Raw genomic sequence first — 4,296 nt, 5'->3', positions numbered from 1 at the left:
CACGTTGTCTGANAGACCGCCATCGCGGGCAAGCCCGCTCCCACAGGNTTTGTATTGCGAATGCCCTTTATGGCTTGCCCACGGACTTGGCTTCGCTTCGGATCCTGGCACTGATCCCCATAAAGTCGTGGCAGCCCAGCGCTTCGGCCTTGTCCAGATACACAACATTCTGACGGTCGAGCCTGCCACTCTCATTGACTCGGCTCATTGCCAGAATGTAATTGGCCTCGGCCCGGTACTGATCTTCGGTCAGCATCAATGCGACAGCACGCGCCTGCAAGGACCCTATCACTCGTTCTTTTGACAAGCCTGGCTGCAAGTCCTGAAAGCACAGGGCGCGCTTGGCCGGCATCGGATAAAAATCAGCAAAAATATCTGGCTCCTGAAGCAGCTCCTCAAGCGTCTGCAGATATTTCAAGTGTCCGGCATCGCGTCGATCAGACTTCATCGAGTCCTGATCGCACCGATGGAAGTAGGCGACGGCTGCCGCCAAAAAGCCTTGATCCATGGCTTTTTCATAAAGCTCACAGGTTTCCCTGCGCTGTTGTTCGGTAGGGCCCGGTTTGCTCAGGGTATTAGCCAGCAAATAGCTCGCGATGGGATGCCCACCGTCAGACGCCATCTTCAAATTGTATTTGAAGGCCTCCAGATCACCTTCCATGTTGCCTATTTGCTCGGGCTTGTTCTTGAAATCCAGCTCCCCGCTTGCTTCCAGCCTGACCAACTCATCCGCGTTACGTTTGATTTGATCAGCTGCATCCTGGGCACGTTGAAAGTAGTCGTCGATCGTCAGCGTCTGTCCGTGAGCCATTGAAGGCAGGGCGATGAACAACAGGATGCAGACGAGGATGAATTTCAAAACCTTGTCTTCCTTTACAATTGGGGGCATAGAGCTTTCGGCGGCCAGACGCCGATCTTGCCTGGCGCCAGTGTTGCTGGTGGTGTTGGTGCTGATCGGCGTCGTCGCCGACCGTCGCTGATTTCCGGACACAAAAAAACCTGTAGGAGCCTGCTTGCTGGCTCCTACAGGTTTATAGCGTGGGGTTCAGGACTGTTTTTCGAACTTCAGGTCCCAAACGCCNTGCCCCAACCGCTCGCCGCGGCGTTCGAACTTGGTGATCGGGCGCTCGGCCGGGCGTGGCACGCATTTGCCGTCTTCGGCCAGGTTGCGATAGCCAGGCGCTACGCCCATCACTTCCAGCATGTATTCCGCATACGGTTCCCAGTCGGTGGCCATGTGCAGGATGCCGCCCACTTTCAGCTTGCTGCGCACCAGTTCGGCAAACGAAGCCTGGACGATGCGGCGCTTGTGGTGGCGGGACTTGTGCCACGGGTCCGGGAAAAACAGCATCAGGCGGTCGAGGCTGTTGTCGGCGATGCAGCGGTTGAGCACTTCGATCGCGTCGCAGTCGTAGACCCGCAAGTTGGTCAGGCCCTGAGTAAGCACGCCATTGAGCAACGCGCCGACACCCGGACGGTGCACTTCCACGCCAATGAAATCCTGTTCCGGCGAGGCCGCGGCCATTTCCAGCAGCGAGTGGCCCATGCCGAAACCGATTTCCAGCGAGCGCGGCGCCGAACGGCCGAACACCTGGTCGTAGTCCACCGGCGCGTCAGCCAGTGGCAATACGAACAGCGGTGTACCTTGCTCCAGGCCCTTTTGCTGGCCTTCGGTCATGCGACCGGCGCGCATCACAAAACTCTTGATGCGGCGGTGCTTGGACTCGTCGCCTTCTTCCACGGTGTTCGGCGTTTCGTTTGATTCAGTCATCAATGGCTCTTACTTGATCAGACCATCCAGCGGCGAGGAGGCGCTGGCGTAAAGTTTTTTCGGCATGCGCCCGGCGAGATAGGCCAGGCGACCTGCAACGATTGCGTGTTGCATGGCTTCAGCCATCATGATCGGCTGCTGGGCATGGGCGATGGCCGAGTTCATCAGGACCGCGTCGCAGCCCAGTTCCATGGCGATGGTGGCGTCGGAGGCAGTGCCCACGCCCGCGTCCACCAGCACAGGGATTTTGGCTTCTTCGAGGATGATCTGCAGGTTGTACGGATTGCAGATGCCCAGCCCGGAACCGATCAGACCGGCCAGCGGCATTACCGCGATGCAGCCGATTTCCGCCAATTGACGGGCAATAATCGGGTCATCACTGGTGTAGACCATGACGTCGAAGCCTTCCTTGACCAGCGTTTCGGCGGCCTTGAGGGTTTCGATTACGTTGGGGAACAGGGTCTTCTGGTCGGCCAATACTTCCAGCTTCACCAGGTTGTGGCCGTCGAGCAGCTCACGGGCCAGGCGGCAAGTACGCACGGCTTCGATAGCGTCGTAGCAACCTGCTGTGTTCGGCAAGAAGGTGTAGCGTTCCGGCGACAGCACCTGGAGCAGGTTCGGTTCGCCTTCGATCTGGCCCAGGTTAGTGCGGCGCACGGCAAAGGTGACGATCTCTGCACCCGAGGCTTCGATGGCCAGGCGGGTTTCTTCCATGTCGCGGTACTTGCCAGTGCCGACCAGCAGACGGGACTGGTAGGTACGACCGGCCAGGACGAAGGGCTTGTCGCTACGAACGATGCTCATGGGAAATCCTCTGTAGGGGTGAGGTTCTTGCAGAATTCTGTGCCCTTGCGGGCCGGGCGGCTAGCCGCCGCCGATGGCGTGGACGACTTCGACGCTGTCGCCGTCGTTCAGCGTGGTGTCTGCATGCTGGCTGCGCGGGACGATATCCAGATTGAGTTCGACNGCAACGCGACGCCCGGTCAAGTCCAGGCGGGTCAGCAGGGCCGCAACGGTTTCACCGTCGGGCAGTTCAAAGGATTCGCCGTTCAACTGAATGCGCATACCGAATGCCGCCATCATTTTTAGGGGCTGGCATTCTAGCCCGATCAGTCTTGGCGACCCAAGCCATTCGTCATGAAATGGACCGCCCGGTCAGCTCAACCGCCAGGCGGCAAGCCCCAGGCAGAACCAGCCGACCAGGAATGCCAGGCCGCCGAAGGGTGTGATGATCCCGAGCTTGCTGACGCCGGTCAGGGTCAGCAGGTACAGACTGCCGGAAAACAGCAGGATGCCGATGGCAAACGAGGCGCCGGCCCAAGTGACCAAGCGTCCCGGAATTTGCGTGGCCAGCAGCGCCACGCCCAGCAGCGCCAGGGTGTGCACCAATTGGTAGGTGACGCCGGTATGGAAAATCGCCAGGTACTCGGGGGTCAGACGGTTTTTCAGGCCGTGGGCAGCAAAGGCACCGAGGGCGACGCCGGTGAAGCCGAAGAAAGCGGCCAGCATCAGAAAGCCACGCAGCATGAAGAACTCCAGTCAGACTCGATCCACAGGGTCTGTATAATGGCCCGCTCAACGGGTTCGGCCAAGCCATCTCTATGCTGCGTTTATTTTTGCGACGATTCACAAAGGCCCTGCTCTGGTTCGCGGGCGGCAGCGTATTGCTGGTACTGATTTTTCGAGTGGTCCCGCCACCGGGAACGGCGCTGATGGTCGAGCGCAAGGTCGAATCCTGGTTCGACGGCGAGCCCATCGACCTGCAACGCACCTGGAAGCCCTGGGATGAAATTTCTGACGACCTGAAAGTCGCGGTGATCGCGGGCGAGGATCAGAAATTCCCGGAGCATTGGGGTTTTGACTTTGGNGCGATTCAGGCGGCACTGGTGCACAACGAGCGCGGCGGTTCGATTCGCGGCGCCAGCACCTTGAGCCAGCAAGTGTCGAAAAACCTGTTTCTGTGGACCGGCCGCAGTTATTTGCGCAAAGGCCTGGAGGCCTGGTTTACCGGATTGATCGAGGTGTTATGGCCCAAGCAGCGGATTCTTGAGGTGTACCTCAACAGCGTCGAGTGGGATGACGGGGTGTTTGGCGCAGAAGCGGCGGCCAGGCATCACTTTGGAGTGAGTGCTAAAGGTCTCAGCCGTCAACAATCGAGCCTGCTGGCCGCCGTATTACCGAACCCACGGGTTTGGAGTGCTAGTCATCCCACCAACTATGTCGCACGGCGGGCTGGCTGGATCCGGCAGCAGATGAGCCAGTTGGGTGGGGACAGTTATCTGGTTGGCCTCAACGATTCACGTCGGGCGCCTTGGGCGCAGTAGCCGATTTCCTGAGCACCGAAGATCCACTGTGTGCGAGCAGGCTCGCTCCCACAGGGGCCAAGGNCGATTTCCTGAGCACCGAAGATCCACTGTGTGCGAGCAGGCTCGCTCCCACAGGGGCCAAGGTGCTGCAGAAAATGGGCACACACAAAAACGCCCCGATCATCACTGATCGGGGCGTTTTTTATTGCCTGTTCGCTG

At 59.3% G+C, this 4,296-nt stretch carries 6 protein-coding genes; 1 reads left to right on the top strand and 5 read right to left on the bottom strand.

The genetic code is table 11. The features are described 5' to 3' along the window. Positions 1-67: 67 nt before the first annotated feature. From B7L09_RS19205 to B7L09_RS19185, 5 genes are all read right to left on the bottom strand, one after another. Complete coding sequence (locus B7L09_RS19205; protein ID WP_255142218.1) at positions 68-991, bottom strand: hypothetical protein; 924 nt, start codon at positions 989-991, stop codon at positions 68-70. 54 nt (positions 992-1,045) lie between these two features. Beyond that, on the bottom strand, positions 1,046-1,771 hold the full coding sequence (gene trmB / locus B7L09_RS19200; protein WP_094470175.1) for a tRNA (guanosine(46)-N7)-methyltransferase TrmB: 726 nt from the start codon (positions 1,769-1,771) through the stop codon (positions 1,046-1,048). Positions 1,772-1,780: 9 nt separating this feature from the next. Continuing rightward, the gene (locus B7L09_RS19195; RefSeq protein WP_064454556.1) at positions 1,781-2,575 is read right to left on the bottom strand and encodes a thiazole synthase; all 795 of its coding nucleotides are present in this window, start codon (positions 2,573-2,575) and stop codon (positions 1,781-1,783) included. Between the two features lie 60 nt (positions 2,576-2,635). Next, a complete protein-coding gene (gene thiS, locus B7L09_RS19190; protein WP_161793944.1) occupies positions 2,636-2,836 on the bottom strand; it encodes a sulfur carrier protein ThiS in 201 nt (66 codons plus the stop codon). Positions 2,837-2,926: 90 nt separating this feature from the next. Beyond that, entirely contained in the window at positions 2,927-3,298 is a 372-nt protein-coding gene (locus B7L09_RS19185; protein ID WP_094470174.1) for a DUF423 domain-containing protein, read from the bottom strand. Positions 3,299-3,372: 74 nt separating this feature from the next. On the opposite strand from B7L09_RS19185, the gene mtgA reads away from it, so the two are divergent. Further along, positions 3,373-4,095, top strand: a complete 723-nt coding sequence (gene mtgA / locus B7L09_RS19180) for a monofunctional biosynthetic peptidoglycan transglycosylase (RefSeq protein WP_094470173.1) — start codon at positions 3,373-3,375, stop codon at positions 4,093-4,095. Positions 4,096-4,296: the final 201 nt, after the last annotated feature.

Origin of the sequence: Pseudomonas mandelii (assembly GCF_002251635.1) — a bacterium.
GTDB lineage: Bacteria > Pseudomonadota > Gammaproteobacteria > Pseudomonadales > Pseudomonadaceae > Aquipseudomonas > Aquipseudomonas mandelii_B.
Note: the sequence above shows the minus strand (reverse complement) of the source record. Positions and strands in the feature narration are given on the sequence as shown.

What these genes read in the sequence shown, in the direction of transcription:
- B7L09_RS19195 (WP_064454556.1), bottom strand. Translation starts at nt 2,575, where the DNA reads ATGAGCATCGTTCGTAGCGACAAGCCCTTCGTCCTGGCCGGTCGTACC.
- B7L09_RS19185 (WP_094470174.1), bottom strand. Translation starts at nt 3,298, where the DNA reads ATGCTGCGTGGCTTTCTGATGCTGGCCGCTTTCTTCGGCTTCACCGGC.